Here is an 18,856-nt window from a genome sequence, read left to right as displayed (position 1 = left end):
GCACAGGAGAAACGCGATGTCATATTCAATTGCTGGTAAGACAGTGATCGTTACAGGGGCGGCCAATGGGGTCGGGCTCGCGATTGGGCGGCATTTCGTGCAAGGCGGCGCAAACGTCGTTTTTGCAGATATGGATGAAAAGACGCTGTGCCATGAAGTTGGCGAAGCGGCTGAAAAAGAAGAAAATGTACGCATTTTCGCAGGTGATCTGCGCAAAAAACTTACGATCAAGAACTTGCTGTCGGCGACGATTGATGCGTTTGAACGGGTGGATATCTTGGTGAACGCCTCGCGGCAGGTGACGCAGACTGATCCGCTTGATCCCGATGATAACAGTGTCGAAGAACTGCTGCAGCAAAACACGATGACGGCCCTTAGGGTCAGCCAAGCGGTTGCCCGTAAGATGATCAAACAGGCCGAAGACGGCCCGGCAGGCCCGATTGGATCAATTGTAAATATCAGTTCTATCGCTGCGCGCCGCACACATCCCGAATTGCTGGCCTATTCTGTCAGCTCTGCAGCGTTGGACCAGATGACCCGGTCGCTTGCGGTTGCCTTTGCGCCGCACGGCATCCGCGTGAACGCTGTCGCATTTGGCAGCGTAATGAGCGCGAGCCTGAAGGGATCTCTCAAAGGCTGCGATGAAACCCGTGAAGCCATTGTGGACAATACGCCGCTGCACCGGATCGCAAGCCCAAGCGAGGTATCGGATGCGGTGCAATATCTGGCCTCTGATGCGTCTAGTTTTGTAACCGGGCAGATTATCACCGTCGATGGCGGCCGCACCCTGTTGGACCCGGCCGCGGTGTCGTGTCACTGATTATTCTGGGTGGATCGCAATACATTGCGAAATTGATGTGTTGGCATTGACCTGAGCCTGCGACAGACGGCGTTCAAGTTGGGCGAGCTTTACCTGTTCTGCATCTAGATCAATTGAAACGGGGCGTGTCGTCGTGAAGGTCTCTGTTTCATTGCATGGGTAAGTAAAGATTTCATCGTTGGCATCACGTCCGCGACATGTCCGCACCAGCGTGCGCACGTCGGTTGATTCAGCAATTGCGTAGCCACGGGCTAAGTTCCCGCGCGTTTCATTGACCAAATGGGTCAATACGCGCACTTCGCGGTTGGCATCATTGATACATTGTTCGCGTGGGGTTGCGCAGGCGGTGAGGGCAATCAAAGGTAATATGAATAAGGCGGGGCGCATGGTGGTCTCCGGAATGATACAGTAAAATCTGCGTTCGTGATTGATATATACCAAAGAAGCTAAGATAGAGTGTTATGCAATAGCACAGCACGTGAGGGCGATTATGTCACAGGGTTTCGATACACAAAAGCAAACAGCTTCGGCTTGGTTTCGCAGCTTACGCGATGACATCGTTGCGGCCTTCGAAAGTCTTGAAGATTGCCACGCCAGTGATGCACCCGCAGGCCGGTTTGAGGTCACGCAAACCACCCGCGCTTCTGATGATGGGGCGGATGCAGGCGGCGGGTTGATGTCGGTCATGCGCGGCGGGCGCGTGTTTGAAAAAGTCGGCGTAAATGTGTCGACCGTCTATGGGCAGCTCGGCGAAGCCGCGCAAAAATCTATGGCCGCACGTGGCGTCCCCGGCATGGATAGTGATCCACGTTTTTGGGCCTCTGGCATTTCGCTCGTGGCGCATATGCAAAACCCGCATGCGCCTGCCGTTCATATGAATACACGGATGTTCTGGACCCCGCATGCGTGGTGGTTCGGCGGCGGGTCTGATCTGAACCCTTGTATCGAATATGATGAAGATACTGCGCATTTCCATGCCGAACAAAAGGCGCATCTGGATCCACATGGCGCTGATCTTTACCCGGAGCTAAAAGCATGGGCGGATGAGTATTTCTATATCCCGCACCGTCACCGCGCACGCGGCGTTGGGGGGATCTTCATGGATGATCGTTGTACCGGCGATTGGGAGGCCGATTTTGCGCTGACCCAAGATATCGGTCGCGCATTTCTGCCCGCCTATGTGCCGCTTGTCGACAAGCGCCGTAACACCGTTTGGACAGACGCGGATAAAGATGCACAGTTGGTGCATCGCGGGCTTTATGCTGAATACAATCTTGTCTACGACCGTGGCACCAAATTTGGACTAGCGACAGGTCATGACGCAAACGCGGTACTGATGAGCCTGCCGCCGATGGCCAAATGGGTCTAGCTGCGATTGACCCAGCGGTCTTGTTGGCCTTTGCAGGCACGGCGATGCTGATCGAGCTGACGCCGGGGCCGAACATGGTCTACCTTGCTGTTGTCGCCGCGAGCCAAGGGCGCAGGCTCGGCTATGCGGCGGTTGCTGGCGTAGCGGTTGGCTTGGCCGTGGTCGGGGTGGCAGCGGCACTGGGATTGGCCGCTGCGATCAATGCCTCGCCTCTGTTGTTTCAAGCGCTGCGGTTTGGTGGTGTCGCCTATATGTTATGGCTGGCTTGGGACGGGTGGCGTGACGCCGCAGAACCCGTACAAAAAGTCGCGAACGGTGTGGCTGCGCGCACGTATTTTCGGCGCGGCCTGATCACGAATTTGCTGAACCCTAAGGCGGCGGTATTTTACGTCGCAATCTTGCCAAGCTTTATCCAGACGGATGCCCCCGTCATGGCGCAAACCCTTGCGCTATCTGCTGTTTTTGTCGTGGTGGCGACGGCTATTCACGCCGGGATCGTCACCCTTGCCGGGACCGCGCAGAACCTACTTGAGAACGAAACCTACAGCCGCACAATCCGGCGCGCTTTGGCATTGGCCCTTGTCGCAGTTGCGCTTTGGTTCGGGTGGACAACAACGTTTAGTCCCGGCTGATAAACTTTGGTCCATCAATGTCGTCGCCAAGTGCGGGTTGTGGCGCGGTTGCTGGCGGCTGCGGGGCACCCGATGCGACCTGCCGCAGTAGCATCCCGGCCAGTTCAGGAGAAATATCGCCGTTTGACGCGTCGCTGAGCAGTTTCGCCGCGCGTTCCGGGGCGAAATGCACCATCGCGCGCGCGATCCGCATTGCCGTCAACCCCTCGGGGCGGTTTATCCCAATTGGCGCAGAGAGCGCATCGCGTTCCATCGGTGTCGCTGGCACGAGCCAAATCCAAGCGACAATGAACAGGATCAACCCGACCCAAGCGGCACGGACGGCGTGAAATGCCAACCGCAGCGTCAGAGGCGCGCGTAACTTAGCCACCGCGCACAGTATCGATCATCAGCTGCACATTGTCAGGGCTGGCGTCTGGTGTGATCCCATGCCCAAGGTTGAAAATATGTGGACCATTGGCAAAGGCATCACAAATACGCTGTGTCTCAGAAACCAAATCAGCACCGCCCGTCACCATATGCGACGATTTCAGATTGCCTTGGACGCAGCCGTCAACCTGCACATGTTTCGCAGCCCATGCCGCATCAACCCCATCATCAAGCGCGATACAATCGGCACCTGTTGCCGCATGCATGCCGATGTTACGAGTGCCCGCGCCGCGTGGAAAGGCGATGATGGGAATATCCGGGTGCTTTGCCTTAAGCGCGGCAATGATCCGTTGCATCGGCTTCACCGAGAAATCGATGAAATCCTGATCTGTCAGCGACCCTGCCCAGCTATCGAACAGTTTGACAACCTCTGCGCCCGCGTCGATCTGCTTGGAAAGATAGGAAATCGTGCCCTCAGTAATCCGGTCGATAAGCCCTTCAAACACGGGCCGGTTTTCTGCCAAAAGCGCATGGGCTGGCCCTTGGTCAGGGGTGCCTTTGCCCGCGATCATATAGGTCGCGACTGTCCAAGGCGCACCCGCGAAGCCGATCAACGTCGTTTCCTTTGGTAACTCTTGTGAGAGAATTTTCACGGTCTCATAGATCGGGTTCAGGGTGTCGTGAATGGCATCCAGTGGTTTGAGCTTCGCCAGTTCATCCGCGGTGGTGATGGTCGAAAGCCGCGGCCCTTCGCCTGTCACAAACCATAAATCCGCACCAAGCGCTTGGGGAAGTAGCAAAATATCCGCAAAAAGGATCGCCGCGTCAAATCCGTAGCGCCGAATAGGCTGCAAAGTGACCTCGGCTGCCAATTCAGGATTATAACACAGCGACAAAAAGTCACCCGCCTGCGCGCGCGTGGCTTTATATTCGGGCAGGTACCGACCAGCCTGACGCATCATCCAGATGGGTGGGGTTGGTAATGTTTCACCGGCAAGGGCCCGAAGGATGGTTTTTTGCTGCGTCATTGGCTCGTCCTTTTGATTGGGAAGGTGGTCCCAATTGCATGGCTTATTGTCAAGCGGGTTCACCGTCGCTAACAAACCAGCATGACAGTTGAAATGCCCACACCCGCCCAGAGCTTTAAAATCGGAACCCGTGGTTCGCCACTTGCATTGGCGCAAGCCCATGAAACACGTGATCGATTGATGGCGGCCTGGGATTTGCCGGAAGACGCATTTGACATTTGCGTGATCAAAGTCACCGGCGATCTGATCCAAGATAAGCCGCTGCGCGAAATTGATGGTAAAGGCCTGTTCACCCGCGAGATCGAAGAAGCCCTGATCGGCGGCGGCATCGATATTGCGGTTCATTCGACCAAAGACATGCCAGTTGTGCACCCTGCGGGGCTAGTGATGGATGTCTTTTTACCGCGCGAAGATGTGCGCGATGCTTTTGTATCGCTGAAATACAAAAGCTTGGCTGATATGCCCGACGGGGCGGTTGTTGGGACTTCGTCAACACGGCGGCGTGCGCAAATTGCAGCGCGGTTCCCGATGCTGAAGGTCGTTGAGTTTCGCGGCAACGTACAGACACGCCTGAAAAAACTGGCGGACGGTGTTGCAGATGCGACGTTTTTGGCGACAGCAGGCCTACGGCGGTTGGGCATGGATGATGTGCCTTATACGCCGATCGCAGCAGATGATATGTTACCTGCGATTGCCCAAGGGGCGATTGGGATTGAACGGCGTGGCGATGACACTCGCGCCGCTGCGCTGCTGGCCGCGATCCATGATACGCCGACTGGCGCGCGCGTCGCGGCAGAGCGCGCGTTCTTGGGCCGCCTTGATGGATCATGCGAAACGCCGATTGGGGCGCTCGCGGAAATTGACGGGGATCAGTTGCGGCTGCGCGGCGAAATCCTCAGCGAAGACGGTGCACGTGTTCTGACGGATGAGGCCACAGGCCCCATCGCAAGCGGCCCAGATATGGGGAACGCGATGGCGCTGCGTTTGTTGACGCGCGCCGGACCGGGGTTCTTTGACGCGTCTTAATCCGCTGCCGGAATAACCTTGCCGGGGTTCAGAATATTCTTCGGGTCAAGCGCTGCCTTAATCGCGCGCATTGCATCAAGCGCAACGGGGTCTTTACGGCGGCGCATCGTATCAAGCTTGGAAATCCCTACACCGTGTTCGGCGCTAAATGATCCGCCAAGCTCTTGCACCACATCTTCGACGGCTTCGACCATGGCCTTCATCGCATCGGGGTCATTTTTGCCAACAAATGTTGTGTGGTGAATATTTCCATCGCCAAGGTGCGAAACGATGACCTCGTAACAATTTGGATCGATTGCCTGTAGGCGCGGGGTGATCGCGCGTTCAAAGGTCGCGACTTTGTCCAAGGGCACCGCTACATCTGTGTTCACGAATGGGGTGCCGCGGGTCATAACCTCGCCCGCGTCTTCTCGGCGTTGCCACATCTGCGTACGTTGGGCTTCGTTCTGGGCAATCACGGCGTCCAATACACGGCCTTCTTCTAGCATCGTCCCTAGTGTTTCTTCAAGCTGCGCCACGACAGGGACCTGACCGTCGGTCCCTGGAGTCGCATCACGCTGCGCCGTTGCACCGACTTCGATCAAAATATTGACGTCATAAGCATCTTCAAAGGGTGGTTTTGCATCTGGTATGACCGACATGTGCTTATCGATATAGCTGCGCGGCATATATTCAAATGCTTCGACTGCGCCGCCTGTGCTGTCTCGCATTTCGTGCAAGAGCGACAGCGCGTCGTCAAGCGAGGGCAGGGCGATCATCGCAGTTGCATAGGCGCGTGGTTTGGGTTTGAGCTTCATCACAGCAGCGGTGATAATGCCCAATGTGCCTTCGGCCCCAATCATGAGATGGCGCAGGTTCAGCCCGGAATTATCTTTGTGCAGCGCGCTCATCAGGTTCATTATCCGCCCGTCGGCCATCACGACCTCTATCCCTAAACACAGATCGCGGGTATTGCCGTAACGCACGACGTTCGATCCGCCTGCGTTTGTCGACAAGACGCCACCAATCATCGCAGAGCCGCGCGCGCCAAACGTCAACGGGAAAATTAAATCATGTGCATCAGCGGCGTCATGTAATTTCGAAAGGATGACGCCCGCGCCAACTGTTGCTGAACGCCCGGCGACATCTATTGCGTCGATCGTGTCTAACCGGTCTACAGATAGCACCAGCGCATTTGTCGCCAATGTCGCGCCTGTCAGCCCGGTATGCCCTGATACCGGGACAACGGGCGTATTTGTCGCATAGGCAATTTTCATAATCTCAGAGACTTCATCAGTATTCGCGGGGCGCAGCACCGCTAAAGGTTCGCCTTTATACTGGCCGGTCCAATCTGTCGCATAGGGGGCCGCATCCGGACCCGTCAATACCCGATCACTGCCGATCACGGCGGCGATATCGTCGCAAATCCCCATCACAATTTTCCCTAATAATTGTTCGCGACACTGCTAACGCGAATTTTGAGGGGATAAAAGATGGCGCGCGCATCAGCGGTGCGAAGGTGTTTCGCTTTGGCGAAAATAGGCTAACCCAATCACCAATGTCATAAGCAAACATAACCCAATCGTTAGCATGAGAGGTATCCAACCGTGTAGCAGGACTATTTTGAACAAAACCAACGCCAGCGCAATTGCGGATGCAGTGCGGACCCAAAAATAAAGGATCAGCCAAAAACCAAGCGCCAAGTCTATCCATAGATAGATGTCGTCAAAAAGCTCTCCAAGCCCAGAGGGCTGTAACAAGGTTGTTGCTGCCTCTATGGGTTGGATCGAAATGTCATATAATCCTACAAAGGCTATGGCGCTGAGGATTAATCCAGCAGTCGTACACGCGATATAAGAAATATATTCCATCCAGAGACCCGACTAACTAAAAAGAAAAATGACGATAGGAGCGGTAATCCGCCTATCAATCTAAACTCTTAATGGATTATTAGTCAAGAATGGCAACTTTAGGGTGTGGTTTTTCTCTGCAGCGATTTGAAACCCGGTTTTGCAATGTTTCTTAGCGTCTTACGCAAGAAACTCACTATTTGCTTTCCACGGTTGTTTGCAGCGCTAGAGTTAGCCACAACGCCTAAAACTAACAAGGCAATCAATAAAAAGTCTAACATTGTCGTCATTCTTTCTCAGGGTTTGGCGACATGTAATCGCAAAAATCAACTTCTTGGTGTTGCTTTTGCCTCAACTACCGCAATGAGTGAACATGGACTTTAGTACAGTCTGTCGTTCCTGACGCCACGTAATAGTCATATTCCGGGATGCAATAATCAATTATATGCCCGCTACAACTTCAAAGTAGTTCGTCTGTATGAACGGAAAGTGTGGTGGCGTGGGGGAGACTTGAACTCCCGACCTATCGATTATGAGTCGATCGCTCTAACCAACTGAGCTACCGCGCCTGATCACGAAGGACCGATTACGCAATGGGGCGCAGGGTGTCAAACCGATTCTGGGCGGTTTTTCGGGTTTTCTGATATCCTTGCCACTTCACATGAAAACCGCGTGACAATCTGGATTGGTTTTTGCACCATCTGCGGCAACAACACGAGGCACGCTATGACCGGATTCTTAACAACACATGTGCTTGATACGGCCAGCGGACTGCCTGCTGCGGGGATGACCGTTGATTTGTTTCGGCTGGATGGTGGCACGCGCGACCATTTGATCACAATGGTCACAAATGACGACGGGCGCACAGATAATCCGATCCTGCCTGCAGATGCATTTTCAATCGGGAAATATGAATTGCTGTTTCAAGCGGGCGCTTATTTTGCGCGCGGAGAAGACGTAAGTTTTCTTGACGAAATTCCTATTCGTTTTGGCATCAACGACCCGGCGTCACATTACCATGTGCCGCTTTTGGTTTCGCCCTTTAGCTTTTCAACCTATCGCGGCAGTTAAGCTGTGAATGTCCAACGTGAGGTTTGGTGGTAGGGCGCATCTGGCGTCACCGCGATGCTTGGAAAACCGCGATGGTTTGGCGCGTCCGGCCAGTGCTGGGGTTCAATCGCGAGCCCTTCATAGGTCGCTTTGCCGGGCCGGTTTGCGCCGCGCCCATCATAGACCTGAATGCCGGGTGCCGTTGTTGCCACCGTCATCGCGACGCCGCTTTTGCCGGTAAGTGTCAGCGCGTCTTGCTGTTGCGCCGCATTTGAGAGGCAGAAATTATGATCCAGCGCCGGGGCATTTTTTTCAAAGACCCGCGCGGCCTGAAAATCCATATCGGTGCCATTGACGTCACAAATCTCGCCCGTTGGCGCACTTGTCGTATCCGTGGGCAAATAGTGACCCGCTGCGACCCGCAACCTGTGACCTACCCAAGTGTCGCCACCGTCCAAGTTCCAATAGCTGTGATTGGCAAAGTTCATCAGCGTTTTGGTGTCCGTGGTTCCGGTGATATCCAGCGTCAGGCCTGCAGGCGCAGCCACAGTAAATGTCGCGGTTATCTGGCGGCGTCCGGGTAGGCCGTTTACCCCGTCTGCAAGATCAAGTGTCAGTGTCACGCTGTTCTCGCTTTGCTTACTGACAGTCCAGATTTGTGCATGCGTTCCGTCGCTGCCCGAATGCAGGTGCCCAGCGCCGTCGTTGCGCTCAAGCTCGTACATCATCCCATCAAGGCGCACGCGCCCATTGCTGATCCGGTTCGCGATAGGGCCCACAAGCGCGCCATGATAGCCCATGCTGGTTTCATAATCAGACAGCGTGCCCGATCCCAGCGTCAGCTCGTGATCAACCCCGTCTAGCCGCACATCTTGCAAAATCGCGCCAAGCGTGAGGACGCTAACCTGTAAGCTGCCCGCGCGCAGCGTGATTTTCTCGACAGGAATGCCGCGCTTTGTTGTCCCAAAATGCGTTATCAAAGGATCACCCGGTGTTCTGCTTGGCCACGCATATCTGTCGTGATTTGAAAAGTCTTTCCGTTGTCGGCCCCTTCAGTCAATCCGACCGCAGCCGACGTACAGAACAAAATATTGCGATCCGCGCCACCAAAGGCAGGGCAGGTGGTTTGCGGGGCCGGGAAATCATAGGCTTTGATGAATGTTCCCTCGGCTGTGTAGCCAGCCACCCGTCCCAACCCCCACTGCGCGTTCCACATATTGCCGTCCTGATCGATGACTGATCCATCGGGACGTTCATCCGTGCCCTGCAGGTCAAGATAGACAGTCGGTTCTGCATTCGGCCAGCCCTCGGCGTCCAAACTGACCTGCATCACCAATTGGGTGGGTGTGTCAGTGAAATAGGCGGTCTTGCCATCAGGTGCAAAGCAGATGGAATTTGAAATCGAAATTGGCGCAAAGATTTGGCGCAACTCGCCTTTGTAATAGCGGTAGATTGCGCCCGCACTGTCTTCGGCGTTGATACCCATCGTCCCAATCCAGAAGCCGCCTTGCGGGTCGGCGCGCCCATCGTTTGAGCGGGTGATCGGGTTGTCGGCCTCAAGCGTGCAAATTTCTGCATGTGCGCCGGTGGCTATGTCAAGCCGCAGCAACGCCTTGGCCGAAGCAACCATCAGCGTGTCATTATCGACCCAACCTGCGGCACTGACGAACGTGTCAAAACCCCAATGCTGACCCTTGGTGTGCATACGGTTATTAAGAATATCGAACCAAAAGAATTGGTTGCGCGTCGGATGCCAAAGCGAGCCTTCACCAAGCTGGCATTTTGTGTCGTCAAAAATCATCTTTATACCTCCCTAAATGCCATCACTTTTGTACGCGCGGTAGGCGGCGGTCAGCCCGGCAAGTGTGATTGCGCTGCCATTGACTTGGGTTGCAGGGGCGGATTGTGCGGCCAAAGCGTCAACATATAGTTTCGACAGGCTACCAGCTCCAATCACAGCAATCTGCTGGCCCAGCCAATAGGGTTTGGCAGCAGCAAGTTCGACCCCAATTAAAAGCCCCGAGAGCCGCGCGCGTGCGGCGTCATTGCCAAGCCCGTCAAGCAACCCTTGGGCGCGTAATGAAAATAGCTGCGCTGCGATCCGTTCCGGCCGTGCCATACCATCGGACAACCCGCCGTCAAAACCGGCCTGATCCCAGCCGTCACTGGTCACGGAATGGCGCAACACGGTGTGTTTGCTGATGACCTCAAATAATTCCCCGGTCATGAAGGTTTGAAAACTGACGATTTCAGCGGCGCTGATGTGGACCCATTTCGTATGGGTGCCGGGCAGGCAGATCACGCCGTCCCAACTTGGGTTTCGGGCCAAAAAGCCTGCGATCTGCGTTTCTTCGCCACGCATCACATCGGCAGGGGCCGCCTGTTTAATGCCGGGAACAATATGCACAGACAGATCAGGGTTTTGTGTCGGGGCTGTTACAAGGTTACCACCCATCGCAGCACAAGGAACGGCGGCATAGGGGGCTTCGATCCAACCTTGCTTTGCGCCGACCATGCCGCAGGCGATTACGGGTGTTGGACCTTTGATCCACTCACCCGCGACCTCTAGCAAAGTGGGTTCAAATTCAGCGGGCGTCAGCCGCCCCATGCCTTTGTCGCTGGACCCTTCATCCAATACCGTACCTGAACCAGACATGGCCCAAGCGCGCATATTGCTGGTACCCCAATCAACGGCGATCCAATCGGCTTTGATGGTCATGCTTTGCCCTCCCTGATGTGTTGCATGGGTGGTAGAACATGGGGGCATGAAGTTAAAGCGCGGTTTGCATCAGCGCTGCCCGTAGTACAGCCCCACCACATGTTCGGCCTGTGCAAAGAACAACCAGCGCAGTGTCAGGACACCTGCAATATGGCTGAGCACAGCGAGCGCGGCAAAGATATGGCTGAACGGGATCAAGAGTAGAATGATCGGCATGATACACCCAAGGACCAATGCGATCGCTTGCAGTTTTTGCGCATGTTTGCGGCCAACAACATAGATGAATTCACGCATCAGGTAATTGGTGCCAGTATGTGGCGGTTCAAACGCGCGCACGGTGCCAATGTCGCCAAGCCCGGTTGCTGTTTGCATATCAGTTCCAGACTGCGTAAACCGTTTGTCCCCAGTATACCAAGCAAAAAGCTGCACCGCTGCCGCCGCAATCAAAAGGACGACACAGAGGGTTACTTGACCTGCAAGCAAAGCCCCACCTCCAAGTGAGAGCAAAAGGAACAGCAGCGGCGTTGTCGGCTGGTGCCAACGCGGCACTGTTTTAAGCTGCGTGTAGATCATTGATGTCGTGAACACCGTGGCAAGTGCGCCCAATGCGCCGATCCAACCCAATAATGCATACGGTGTGTCCGCGAATACCAGCCCCGCGCCATAAATCGCCATCACGATCAGGGTCACAACCGATGCGATGCCTTCACGGCTCAGCCAACTTGTTTTCCATTGGCTAAACGCCTTGAGCGCGCGTTCGGGGTGCCCAAGGTGGAAGGTCGAGGCGAGCAACCCGCCGACTGCAAAAATATAGGCAATCGCAAACCAGATGAATGCTGAGATGCCAGTTGGTGTGATCACCCCAAGCCCAAGCCAAAACAGCAACCCAAAGCCGAGCCCAGAGAATGTCGTGAAGATGATAACGGAAGGTGCAGGATGCATTAGGACTTACCTCCGGGTAGGGCTGAGAGCGCACGGTCAAGCCAGGCTGCGAAACCGTGGCCGTCTTCTGCCACGGTTTCCAGCGGTGCGCAGGGGGTTGCCACGTCCTTGGGGCGCGGTGGCAGGTATTTGTTGACGGGTTTTGTGCCAAGCTCTGGCATCAGATCAAAGCCGCCGCGTTCTGCGACCAGCTTGGAAACATCGCTATCTTCGTCGCCCAAATCTCCGAAATGCCGCGCGCCTGCTGGACAGGTGCGCACACAGGCAGGCTGGCGGTCTTCTTCAGGGAGGTTTTCATTGTAAATCCGATCTACACAGAGCGTGCATTTCTTCATCACCCCCGCATCGGCATCCAATTCGCGTGCACCATACGGGCAGGCCCAAGCGCACAGCCCGCAGCCAATACAGTCACTTTCATTGACCAGAACGATCCCGTCTTCGACGCGTTTGTAACTGGCGCCGGTGGGGCAGACGGTGACGCAAGGCGCGTCTTCGCAGTGCAGACAGGATTTTGGAAAATGGATCAGTTGTGCGGGGGCCTCGTTTGGCTGAACCTCAAACGAATGGACGCGGTTGAGGAATGTGCCCGACGGGTCAGCGCCATAAGGGTCTTGATCCGATAGTGGCGCGCCGTAGTTTTCGGTGTTCCACCCCTTGCAAGAAATCACGCAGGCATGGCAACCAACGCAAGTATCAAGGTCGATCACAAGGCCGAGTTTTTTTGCGGATGGCGGGGGCAGTTGGGTCATGCTGTGGCCCTTTCGATCTGTGCTGGCGTCAGCTGGCCAATCGGTTGTTCTTTGTCAGGATCCCAAGTCACGATGAACCAGATGAAACTGCCGAGTGTGAGAGCTACGAACGCAGCGATAATCAATAGAACCTTCGCATTACTCATTGCAGCGGATCCCACGCAAGCTGGTCAATTATGAAATAGTGATAATTGAGATCATTCACCTTGGCGCGATAGGTGCCCTGAAAACCTGCGATTTTTGCGGCGAGGTTAGTCAGGTGCCATGTTTCATGCGCATTCACCAGCAAATGTTTGGCCGAGGTGATCTCCCACTCTTGTTCGCGACCCGCATCCAACAGGGGGTGCGCTTGCTCAATAGCGGCGCGCGGTATCCAGCTTTCGTCCATTTCCCAAGACCATAGCCAAGAATGCGTCTTTTCATTCCAAGAGCCAACGACTGCGTAGCGCCCACTGGCCTTGCGGCCATCCGGTGCGGTCTTGATAAAAAGCCCGTTGTCGGGATCGACATCCCATCGTCCACTATCGCTATTAAAGTGGAAATCGTCATACATCTTTTGTGTCGATCCAGAAATGTCGGCGCAGGCGTTCTGGACCTCGTCGAAAAAGGCTTGGTCCACGACCTCATGCGGGGCGTTGCAGTCTGGGCATATCCACCAAATGCCGGTTCCTTTGTATTCACCCCAGTTTTTGCAGGCATCGTTTACTGCCTCGACGGGTGGGGTTTGGGGTTTGAACCAGTGCACGGGATTCCAACGGGTCATTTTCCCACCTTCCAACGTAAAATCTTTGGTGCCTTAGGCACCGCTGATTTTATCGGTGGCATTTCTGGCTGTACCTCTTTGGGCGCCGGCGCTCTTTCGATTTTCACGCGCAGGTCGAACCATGCGGCTTGGCCTGTGATCGGGTCCGAATTGGTCCATCGTAGCCCGTCACCTTTAGGGGGCATCAATTCGTTGATCAGGTGGTTGAGCAAGAACCCTTTGGTGGCTTCGGGCGCGTCGTTGTCCAGCGCCCAAGCCCCTTTGCGTTTGCCAATCGCGTTCCAGGTCCAGACCGTGTTTTCGTTGAGGCTGGCCTGATGTGCGACGGGGACGGTGATGGTGCCATGCGGTGATGTGACCTTGGCCCATTCGCCGTCCGCAAACCCGTTCGCCTCCCAAATTTTGGTCGGCACATAAAGCGGGTTCACCCCGTGGATTTGACGCAGCCACGCGTTCTGCGACCCCCATGAATGATACATCGCCATCGGGCGCTGGGTGAGCGCGTGGACGGGGTATTCCTCGGCCTCGTCATCGGCGGATGGGTACCAAATTGGCAGCGGGTCCATCGTTTTTTGAACTTGTGCGCGCAGGTGATCGGGGGGCTGGCGCAACCCGGTGCCTTCGGCGGCGGCTTGGAATTTGCGCATCGGTTCGACGTAAAGTTGGAAAATATAAGGCTGCACGACATCATAACAGCCCATTTTCACGGCCCAGTCCTGATAGCCCATGTTAAATGGCTTATAATAGGCAGCGTCTTCGGGCACGTGGCTCAGCCAATAGCCGCCATTGTCGATGTAGTTCTGAAGTTGATCCGGGTTCGCATCACCGCGCCCATCGCCACCATCGCGGAACCCGGCAAGCGGGCCAATGCCGGGGCGCCGGATGTGGTTGGTGATATAGTCGGCGTAGTCTTTGTACTTCGCGCTGCCGTCTTCATTCACGAACCCCGGCAAGTCCAGCCGCGCGCCAAGATCACACAGCACAGATTGGAATCCACGCACATCGCGGTCAGGTGCGACCACCGGCCAACGGATTGCGTCGGCGATGCCGTCTGCCTCGCAAATCGGGCGGTCCAGCAACGAAATGCAATCGTGGCGTTCCAGATAGGTTGTGTCCGGCAAAATCAGATCGGCGTAGGCGACCATTTCGGATGAATAGGCATCTGAATAAATGATCCGCGGGATCACGTAATCGCCGTTCTCATCTGTGTCGGTCAGCATGTCATGCACGCCGCCCACATTCATCGAAGAGTTCCACGCCATATTGGCCATATACATAAACAGCGTGTCGATCTTATAGGGATCGCCCGCATGGGCATTGGAAATCACCATGTGCATCAGCCCGTGGGCGGACATTGGGTTTTCCCAAGTATAGGCTTTGTCGATGCGGATCGGATCACCCGCATCGTTCAGGCACAGATCCTCGGGGCCCTGCACATAACCCAGATGCGGCCCGTCAAGCGGTTGGCCCGGTGTAACCCGGCAATGCGGTTTAGGGTGGGCTGTCGCGGGTTTGGGGTAAGGTGGTTTGAAGCGCATCCCGCCCGGTGTTTCCACTGTGCCAAGGATGATTTGCAACATGTGGAGTGCGCGGCAGGTCTGGAACCCGTTGGCATGGGCTGAAATCCCGCGCATTGCGTGGAATGACACCGGGCGCCCGATCATTTTGCTATGGGTGACGCCCCGGAAATCGGTCCATTCGCGGTCAAATGAAATCGCCTCATCAAATGCCACACGCGCCAGATCAGCGGCGATTGCATGGATGCGCTGGGCAGAGATGCCGCAACGTTCCGCCACCGCTTCGGGGGCGTATTCATCCGAAAGATAGCGATCCGCCATCATGTGAAAGACTGGGCGGTGGGTGACGCCGCGCGCGCGGTGACTGCCTGCCAGATCGGGGTCAACGCCTTGCCCGTTCCACGGCGCGAGTTTGCCGGTGCGGCGGTCGATGACTTGCGGTTGCCCGTCTTTGTCGCGCAAGAATAGCCCGTATTGTTCCGACTTGGGGTCTTGGTCGATCAGCACGGATGCATTTGTGAAGCGGGCGAGATAGTCCAGATCGACCTTACCCGCCTTCAGCAAGCAATGCACAAGTGCCAGAATAAACAGCCCGTCTGTCCCCGGTGTGATCCCAATCCAATCATCCGCCACGGCGTTATAGCCGGTACGGATCGGGTTCACGCTGACCATACGTGCGCCACGTTCTTTGATCTTGCCAATGCCCATTTTAATCGGATTGCTGTCGTGATCTTCGGCAACGCCAAACAGCATAAACAGTTTGGTGTGATCCCAATCTGGTTGACCAAACTCCCAAAACGCGCCGCCCATCGTATAGATGCCAGCGGCCGCCATATTGACCGAACAAAACCCGCCGTGGGCTGCGTAATTGGGGGTGCCAAAGCCTTGCGCCCAGAAGCTGGTGAAGCTTTGCGATTGATCGCGCCCGGTAAAGAAGGCGAGCTTCTCAGGTGCTGTGTCGCGGATCGGCTTGAGCCAAGAGACGGCGGTTTCCAGCGCCTCTTCCCAGCTGATTTCTTCATATTCACCTGACCCGCGCGGGCCTACACGTTTTAATGGGGCCCGCAGCCGTGACGGCGCGTTGTGCTGCATGATCCCGGCAGACCCTTTGGCGCAAAGCACACCTTTGTTGACCGGGTGATCCTTGTTGCCTTCGATATAGGCGACCTTCCCACCCTTCATGTGCACGTTGATGCCGCAGCGGCAGGCGCACATGTAACAGGTCGTTTGACGGACCTCATCTGATACCTTCAGCGATGTATCAAGGTTGGGTTGGTCTTTTGGCATTTCGGCTACTCCCCCATAAGTAATCGCGCATCACGCGCGATTTGTTTTTCCTCGTCGGCTGCAATCACATGCACAGGCACGTCCCCAAAGCAGGTTAGATGCGCCATGATTTTGTCGCGAATGGGTGCGGCGTTTTCGCCGATCCCCCCGGTGAACGCGACCGCGTCCAAACCGTCCATTGCGATAATTGCTGACCCGACTTGGCGCGCGGCCCAATAGCAAAAATGATCCACTGCAAAACGCGCGGATTCGTCATCGCGTTCCATCAAGGTCTTCATATTGTTGTCGCCAGCAAGGCCTTTCAGCCCGCTTTGTTTGTTTAGCAGTTGATCCGCAGCCGCGATCCCAAGATCATCTGCGATCCGCAAGACTGCGGCACCATCGATGTCACCACAGCGTGTCCCCATGACCAGCCCAGACATCGGCGAATAGCCCATAGAACTGGCAACGGATTTGCCGTCCTTTATCGCGCAAAGGCTTGCGCCATTTCCCAAATGCAGGGCCAAAAGACGGCTTGGCAGGTCCGCGCCAAATTCCGTGACCATGCTGGCATAAGACGACCCATGAAAGCCATAGCGTTGAATCCCGGCTGCAAATTGTGCGTCGGGGATCGCATAGCGGGTCGCGATAGCCGGGTTTGTTGCATGAAACGCGGTATCAAAGCTCGCGAATTGCGGCAAATGCGGATGGGATTTGGCCAGCGCTTCGATCCCGATCAGGTTTACGGGGTTATGCAGCGGGGCAAGCGGGATGCAGTCTTGGATTGCTTTGATTACTTCTGGGCTAACGCGGGCAGGCGCAGAAAAATATGTGCCACCATGTACAACGCGATGCGCAACGGCGGTAATATCTGTGATTTTATGACCTGCATCATCTAGCGCTGTCATCATCTGCGCCAATGCAACGGCGTGGTCAGGAGCATCCAAAAGTGTCGATTGCTTGTTCAGCTTGAGCGACGCATTTGCACCAATGTCACTGACCATTCCATCGGCGATTTGCGTCAGATCAGTTTGAAACAGGCTGACCTTTAACGACGATGAACCAGCATTAATAACAAGGATCATGCTGCGGCCGCCACAATTGCACCAAGCGCGGCAGAACAAATGCGCGCTGGGGCTTGCTGGCTGCGCGAGGTCAATAAGATTGGCACCTTCAGTCCCATGACCAGCCCACCCGCACAGCAGCCCATGCCCAAAACCATCATCTTAAAGAGCGCGTTGCCCGAGGTGATGTTAGGTGCAAGCATGATGTCGGCATCGCCAGATACTTCGGATGCGTAGTTTTTAGCCTCCGCCGCTGCCGCGCTGAAAATCAAATCAAGCGCCATCGGTCCCTGAACCGTTGCATTTGGCAGCGCATCCTTGGCCCAAGCGGCGATTTCAGCGGCTTCGACGGTGTTTGGTATTGATGGGATCGTGTCCTCGGTCGGTGATAATATCCCCGCCTTTGCATGTGGGTTTCCTAAGATTTCCGCGAGCCGCACAGCGTGGCTTAAGCAGGCTTTGCGGGTCGCGACGCTTGGGTTCACGTTCAACGCGGCATCCGTCAGGAACAACGGCCGCTCTGATCCCGCGCGGGTGATGTAAAACACATGGCCACAACGGGTCCCTTTTTCGCGCAATCCAGCGGCGGATGGCAGCAATCCTTTTAAAAATGTGGAAGTATGAATTTGCCCCTTCATGATGCTGTCGGCTTCGCCACTGCGCGCAAGATCAGCGGCGCGCCCTGCGGCGGTTTCATGCGGTGCGTCTTCGATACGGTAAGCGCTGATATCCCAGCCGATGTCATCGGCAGTGCGTTTTATTTTATCGATGTCACCGATCAAAATCGGATCAGCAAGTCCAAGCTCTACAGCCTCGCGGATGCCTTGCAGCGGGTTCAGGGATCCTGCGTTCACAAGTGCCACTTTCGGCGCGGGTAAGGCCTGTGCCTTGGCCAGCAGTCCAGTGGGGCAGGGCGCGTTTTCAGGGGCAAGAAATGGAAAAGGAAGGGTCATTGGGAGGATGCCTTTATGTCAATAATGGTCGCAGTAGGCCAAGCGCGGATAAAATCAGCAAGAGAAAAACCGCAAATCTGCGAAAGCTGTCGGCGCTCGAGGACATAAATCGCCGTCCACCTAGCCAGACGCCCAATCCGAGCACCGGTAATGCGAGTGCAAGGGCCCAAAAACTGTCACCACTGATCAATCCGCCATGCCACATCAGCGGCAGAGTGATGAGGTCTAGCCCGGTCAAGTAGACGATCATTGTCGCCCGAAAATGTGGTGCGGTGATTGGTTGCGCGGTTAGAAACGTGGCAACGGGCAGACCGCCGACGCCCGCGCTGTTGCAGATGCCGGACACCAGACCAACGACACCATGTCCCGCCACGCCGACAGGCTTGCGCAGCGTAAACCCAGAAAAAAGTACGAGCGCGAGAACAAAAATGATCCCAGATACCGTCAAGCGTACGGTTGCCACATCAAATGCAATCATCGCCCTAATCGCAAAAGGGAGAATGACGCCAGCCCCAATGAGCAGGGGGAAAACCCTGCGCCAATCGACCTGCCCGCGAATGCCGCGTGCCTGAAAAGATGTCATCACGATTTCGCTCGCAAAAACTACAGGGATCAAAGGTAGCGGGTTGGTCAAGAGTGCCGCAAAGGCAATGAAAATGGCTGAAAAGCCAAACCCCGAATAGCCGCGCACATAGGCGGCCCCCAACAATGCGATTGCAAGGGCCGCCACTGTGGCAAGGCTTAGGTCAAATGGCAAATC

21 protein-coding genes and 1 tRNA gene are annotated in these 18,856 nt (G+C 55.6%); 5 read left to right on the top strand and 17 right to left on the bottom strand.

Features of this window, described 5'->3' with window-relative positions; genetic code table 11:
• Positions 1 to 16 precede the first annotated feature (16 nt).
• Positions 17 to 820 (top strand): SDR family NAD(P)-dependent oxidoreductase, encoded by an 804-nt coding sequence (locus DS901_RS14085; protein ID WP_113777569.1) that lies wholly within the window; start codon positions 17 to 19, stop codon positions 818 to 820.
• Here the strand turns inward: DS901_RS14085 and DS901_RS14080 are convergent, their stop codons facing one another.
• The gene (locus DS901_RS14080; protein ID WP_113777568.1) at positions 821 to 1,207 is read right to left on the bottom strand and encodes a hypothetical protein; all 387 of its coding nucleotides are present in this window, start codon (positions 1,205 to 1,207) and stop codon (positions 821 to 823) included.
• Positions 1,208 to 1,310: 103 nt separating this feature from the next.
• Here DS901_RS14080 and hemF point away from each other — a divergent pair, with 103 nt between their 5' ends.
• Together hemF and DS901_RS14070 are read left to right on the top strand one after the other, a co-directional pair.
• On the top strand, positions 1,311 to 2,189 hold the full coding sequence (hemF, locus tag DS901_RS14075) for an oxygen-dependent coproporphyrinogen oxidase (RefSeq protein ID WP_113777567.1): 879 nt from the start codon (positions 1,311 to 1,313) through the stop codon (positions 2,187 to 2,189).
• A complete protein-coding gene (locus tag DS901_RS14070; RefSeq protein WP_181820879.1) occupies positions 2,180 to 2,821 on the top strand; it encodes a LysE family translocator in 642 nt (213 codons plus the stop codon). The genes hemF and DS901_RS14070 overlap by 10 nt, the downstream gene beginning before the upstream one ends.
• Here the strand turns inward: DS901_RS14070 and DS901_RS14065 are convergent.
• Together DS901_RS14065 and hemE are read right to left on the bottom strand one after the other, a co-directional pair.
• Positions 2,808 to 3,191, bottom strand: a complete 384-nt coding sequence (locus tag DS901_RS14065) for a hypothetical protein (protein WP_113777566.1) — start codon at positions 3,189 to 3,191, stop codon at positions 2,808 to 2,810. The genes DS901_RS14070 and DS901_RS14065 overlap by 14 nt on opposite strands.
• Positions 3,184 to 4,218 (bottom strand): uroporphyrinogen decarboxylase, encoded by a 1,035-nt coding sequence (gene hemE / locus DS901_RS14060; protein WP_113777565.1) that lies wholly within the window; start codon positions 4,216 to 4,218, stop codon positions 3,184 to 3,186. The genes DS901_RS14065 and hemE overlap by 8 nt, the downstream gene beginning before the upstream one ends.
• A gap of 81 nt (positions 4,219 to 4,299) precedes the next feature.
• Between hemE and hemC the strand changes: the two genes are divergently transcribed.
• A complete protein-coding gene (gene hemC, locus DS901_RS14055; RefSeq protein WP_113777564.1) occupies positions 4,300 to 5,244 on the top strand; it encodes a hydroxymethylbilane synthase in 945 nt (314 codons plus the stop codon).
• On the opposite strand, the gene DS901_RS14050 is transcribed toward hemC, so the two are convergent.
• The 3 genes from DS901_RS14050 to DS901_RS14035 form a co-directional block, all read right to left on the bottom strand.
• Positions 5,241 to 6,656 (bottom strand): FAD-binding oxidoreductase, encoded by a 1,416-nt coding sequence (locus tag DS901_RS14050; protein WP_113777563.1) that lies wholly within the window; start codon positions 6,654 to 6,656, stop codon positions 5,241 to 5,243. The two genes, hemC and DS901_RS14050, sit on opposite strands and share 4 nt — an antisense overlap.
• Before the next feature lie 72 nt (positions 6,657 to 6,728).
• On the bottom strand, positions 6,729 to 7,094 hold the full coding sequence (locus DS901_RS14045) for a hypothetical protein (RefSeq protein WP_113777562.1): 366 nt from the start codon (positions 7,092 to 7,094) through the stop codon (positions 6,729 to 6,731).
• 471 nt (positions 7,095 to 7,565) lie between these two features.
• Positions 7,566 to 7,642, bottom strand: a tRNA-Met gene (locus DS901_RS14035).
• 157 nt (positions 7,643 to 7,799) lie between these two features.
• Here DS901_RS14035 and uraH point away from each other — a divergent pair.
• On the top strand, positions 7,800 to 8,144 hold the full coding sequence (gene uraH / locus DS901_RS14030; RefSeq protein WP_113777560.1) for a hydroxyisourate hydrolase: 345 nt from the start codon (positions 7,800 to 7,802) through the stop codon (positions 8,142 to 8,144).
• On the opposite strand, the gene DS901_RS14025 is transcribed toward uraH, so the two are convergent.
• The 11 genes from DS901_RS14025 to DS901_RS13980 form a co-directional block, all read right to left on the bottom strand.
• Positions 8,141 to 9,103, bottom strand: coding sequence for an aldose epimerase family protein (locus DS901_RS14025; RefSeq protein ID WP_309472534.1), 963 nt, complete (start codon positions 9,101 to 9,103; stop codon positions 8,141 to 8,143). The two genes, uraH and DS901_RS14025, sit on opposite strands and share 4 nt — an antisense overlap.
• Entirely contained in the window at positions 9,100 to 9,924 is an 825-nt protein-coding gene (locus DS901_RS14020) for an SMP-30/gluconolactonase/LRE family protein (protein ID WP_113777559.1), read from the bottom strand. The genes DS901_RS14025 and DS901_RS14020 overlap by 4 nt, the downstream gene beginning before the upstream one ends.
• Before the next feature lie 12 nt (positions 9,925 to 9,936).
• Positions 9,937 to 10,842, bottom strand: a complete 906-nt coding sequence (locus tag DS901_RS14015) for a 2-dehydro-3-deoxygalactonokinase (protein WP_113777558.1) — start codon at positions 10,840 to 10,842, stop codon at positions 9,937 to 9,939.
• A gap of 69 nt (positions 10,843 to 10,911) precedes the next feature.
• Positions 10,912 to 11,784 carry a dimethyl sulfoxide reductase anchor subunit family protein gene (locus tag DS901_RS14010; RefSeq protein WP_113777557.1) on the bottom strand — a complete coding sequence of 291 codons (873 nt, stop codon included), beginning with the start codon at positions 11,782 to 11,784 and terminating at the stop codon, positions 10,912 to 10,914.
• Positions 11,784 to 12,533: a 4Fe-4S dicluster domain-containing protein gene (locus DS901_RS14005; protein ID WP_113777556.1), complete on the bottom strand. Its 750-nt coding sequence runs from the start codon at positions 12,531 to 12,533 to the stop codon at positions 11,784 to 11,786. Before DS901_RS14005 ends, DS901_RS14010 begins: the two co-directional genes overlap by 1 nt.
• A complete protein-coding gene (locus DS901_RS18805) occupies positions 12,530 to 12,679 on the bottom strand; it encodes a hypothetical protein (protein ID WP_181820878.1) in 150 nt (49 codons plus the stop codon). Before DS901_RS18805 ends, DS901_RS14005 begins: the two co-directional genes overlap by 4 nt.
• The gene (locus DS901_RS14000) at positions 12,676 to 13,296 is read right to left on the bottom strand and encodes a DUF6882 domain-containing protein (RefSeq protein WP_113777555.1); all 621 of its coding nucleotides are present in this window, start codon (positions 13,294 to 13,296) and stop codon (positions 12,676 to 12,678) included. Before DS901_RS14000 ends, DS901_RS18805 begins: the two co-directional genes overlap by 4 nt.
• On the bottom strand, positions 13,293 to 16,100 hold the full coding sequence (locus tag DS901_RS13995; protein WP_113777554.1) for a molybdopterin oxidoreductase family protein: 2,808 nt from the start codon (positions 16,098 to 16,100) through the stop codon (positions 13,293 to 13,295). The genes DS901_RS14000 and DS901_RS13995 overlap by 4 nt, the downstream gene beginning before the upstream one ends.
• Before the next feature lie 5 nt (positions 16,101 to 16,105).
• Positions 16,106 to 17,164, bottom strand: a complete 1,059-nt coding sequence (locus tag DS901_RS13990; protein WP_113777553.1) for an acetate/propionate family kinase — start codon at positions 17,162 to 17,164, stop codon at positions 16,106 to 16,108.
• Positions 17,161 to 18,096 carry a phosphate acyltransferase gene (locus DS901_RS13985; protein ID WP_113777552.1) on the bottom strand — a complete coding sequence of 312 codons (936 nt, stop codon included), beginning with the start codon at positions 18,094 to 18,096 and terminating at the stop codon, positions 17,161 to 17,163. Before DS901_RS13985 ends, DS901_RS13990 begins: the two co-directional genes overlap by 4 nt.
• Positions 18,097 to 18,109: 13 nt before the next feature.
• Positions 18,110 to 18,853, bottom strand: a complete 744-nt coding sequence (locus DS901_RS13980; RefSeq protein ID WP_113777551.1) for a TSUP family transporter — start codon at positions 18,851 to 18,853, stop codon at positions 18,110 to 18,112.
• Between the last annotated feature and the right edge of the window lie 3 nt (positions 18,854 to 18,856).

This window comes from Loktanella sp. D2R18, assembly GCF_003318235.1.
GTDB lineage: Bacteria > Pseudomonadota > Alphaproteobacteria > Rhodobacterales > Rhodobacteraceae > Yoonia.
Note: the sequence above shows the minus strand (reverse complement) of the source record. Positions and strands in the feature narration are given on the sequence as shown.

What these genes read in the sequence shown, in the direction of transcription:
- DS901_RS14015 (WP_113777558.1), bottom strand. Translation starts at nt 10,842, where the DNA reads ATGACCATCAAAGCCGATTGGATCGCCGTTGATTGGGGTACCAGCAAT.
- DS901_RS13985 (WP_113777552.1), bottom strand. Translation starts at nt 18,096, where the DNA reads ATGACCCTTCCTTTTCCATTTCTTGCCCCTGAAAACGCGCCCTGCCCC.
- hemC (WP_113777564.1), top strand. Translation starts at nt 4,300, where the DNA reads ATGACAGTTGAAATGCCCACACCCGCCCAGAGCTTTAAAATCGGAACC.
- DS901_RS14070 (WP_181820879.1), top strand. Translation starts at nt 2,180, where the DNA reads ATGGGTCTAGCTGCGATTGACCCAGCGGTCTTGTTGGCCTTTGCAGGC.
- DS901_RS13990 (WP_113777553.1), bottom strand. Translation starts at nt 17,164, where the DNA reads ATGATCCTTGTTATTAATGCTGGTTCATCGTCGTTAAAGGTCAGCCTG.
- DS901_RS14000 (WP_113777555.1), bottom strand. Translation starts at nt 13,296, where the DNA reads ATGACCCGTTGGAATCCCGTGCACTGGTTCAAACCCCAAACCCCACCC.
- DS901_RS14080 (WP_113777568.1), bottom strand. Translation starts at nt 1,207, where the DNA reads ATGCGCCCCGCCTTATTCATATTACCTTTGATTGCCCTCACCGCCTGC.
- DS901_RS14010 (WP_113777557.1), bottom strand. Translation starts at nt 11,784, where the DNA reads ATGCATCCTGCACCTTCCGTTATCATCTTCACGACATTCTCTGGGCTC.
- DS901_RS14050 (WP_113777563.1), bottom strand. Translation starts at nt 6,656, where the DNA reads ATGGGGATTTGCGACGATATCGCCGCCGTGATCGGCAGTGATCGGGTA.
- DS901_RS14085 (WP_113777569.1), top strand. Translation starts at nt 17, where the DNA reads ATGTCATATTCAATTGCTGGTAAGACAGTGATCGTTACAGGGGCGGCC.
- DS901_RS18805 (WP_181820878.1), bottom strand. Translation starts at nt 12,679, where the DNA reads ATGAGTAATGCGAAGGTTCTATTGATTATCGCTGCGTTCGTAGCTCTC.
- DS901_RS14005 (WP_113777556.1), bottom strand. Translation starts at nt 12,533, where the DNA reads ATGACCCAACTGCCCCCGCCATCCGCAAAAAAACTCGGCCTTGTGATC.
- hemF (WP_113777567.1), top strand. Translation starts at nt 1,311, where the DNA reads ATGTCACAGGGTTTCGATACACAAAAGCAAACAGCTTCGGCTTGGTTT.
- DS901_RS13995 (WP_113777554.1), bottom strand. Translation starts at nt 16,100, where the DNA reads ATGCCAAAAGACCAACCCAACCTTGATACATCGCTGAAGGTATCAGAT.
- uraH (WP_113777560.1), top strand. Translation starts at nt 7,800, where the DNA reads ATGACCGGATTCTTAACAACACATGTGCTTGATACGGCCAGCGGACTG.
- DS901_RS14045 (WP_113777562.1), bottom strand. Translation starts at nt 7,094, where the DNA reads ATGGAATATATTTCTTATATCGCGTGTACGACTGCTGGATTAATCCTC.
- hemE (WP_113777565.1), bottom strand. Translation starts at nt 4,218, where the DNA reads ATGACGCAGCAAAAAACCATCCTTCGGGCCCTTGCCGGTGAAACATTA.
- DS901_RS14020 (WP_113777559.1), bottom strand. Translation starts at nt 9,924, where the DNA reads ATGATTTTTGACGACACAAAATGCCAGCTTGGTGAAGGCTCGCTTTGG.